The sequence below is a fragment of the Nocardia sp. NPDC051833 genome (assembly GCF_040681225.1).
Lineage (GTDB): Bacteria > Actinomycetota > Actinomycetes > Mycobacteriales > Mycobacteriaceae > Nocardia.
This window is the reverse complement of the sequence record NZ_JBFAYK010000013.1, coordinates 1-1153: the sequence shown is the minus strand read 5'-3', so window position 1 is coordinate 1153 and position 1153 is coordinate 1. Positions and strand designations below refer to the sequence as shown.

The 1153-nt window shown below is 69.4% G+C and carries 1 protein-coding gene; it reads left to right on the top strand.

The features are described 5' to 3' along the window. Positions 1–14: 14 nt before the first annotated feature. A partial coding sequence (gene asnB / locus AB0L91_RS35230) for an asparagine synthase (glutamine-hydrolyzing) (RefSeq protein WP_365017250.1) occupies positions 15–1153 on the top strand: 1139 nt, incomplete at its 3' end.

Genomic DNA, 1153 nt, shown 5'->3' with positions numbered 1-1153 from the left:
AGGTTGCCGACACCGTGTGCGGACTGCTCGGATTCCTGACAGCTGATACGGCGACGACCGAGGTGGTCGATCAGGTGTACGACGCGCTGCACTGCCAGCGGCACCGCGGCCCCGACGAGAAGGGCACCTGGCACGACGATCACATGATCTTCGGCTTCAACCGCCTCTCCATCATCGATATCGAGCACTCGCACCAGCCGCTACGCTGGGGCCCGGCGGACAACCCGCAGCGCTACGCGATGACCTTCAACGGCGAGATCTACAACTACCTCGAACTGCGCGAGCAGCTGGCCGCCGAGCACGGCGCCGAGTTCCCCGAGGGCAAGATCTTCGCCACCGACGGCGACGGCGAGTCGATCGTGGCCGCCTTCCACTTCTGGGGCCCCGAGGCCGTGCGCAAGCTGCGCGGCATGTTCGCCTTCGCGATCTGGGACACCGAGACCCAGGAGCTGTTCCTGGCGCGCGACCCGTTCGGCATCAAGCCGCTGTTCTACGCGAGCGGCCCCGGCGGCACCGCCTTCGCCAGCGAGAAGAAGAGCGTGCTGGAGCTGCTGAGCCCGCTCGGCGTCTCCGACGAGCTGGACCCGCGCGCGCTCGAGCACTACACCGTGCTGCAGTACGTGCCCGAGCCCGAGTCGCTGCACAAGAGCATCCGCCGCCTCGAGTCCGGCACCTACGCCACCGTGAAGGTCGGGCAGGCACCGCGGGCCACCCGCTACTTCCGTCCCGACTTCCGGGTCCGGCCGTTCGCCGAGGGGGCCGCCCAGGCCCGCTACGCCGAGATCGCGGCCGCGCTCGAGGACTCCGTCGCCAAGCACATGCGCGCCGATGTCACCGTCGGCTCGTTCCTGTCCGGCGGCATCGACTCCACCGCCATCGCGGCGCTGGCCATGCGGCACAACCCGAAGCTGATCACCTTCACCACCGGGTTCGAGCGCGAGGGCTACTCCGAGGTCGACGTGGCCGCCGAGAGCGCCGAGCTGATCGGCGCGCGCCACATCGTCAAGGTGGTCTCCCCCGCCGAGTTCGCCGCCGCCATCCCCGAGATCGTCTGGTACCTCGACGACCCGGTCGCCGACCCGGCCCTGGTGCCGCTGTACTTCGTGGCCAAGGAGGCCCGCAAGCACGTCAAGGTGGTGCTCTCCGGCGAGGG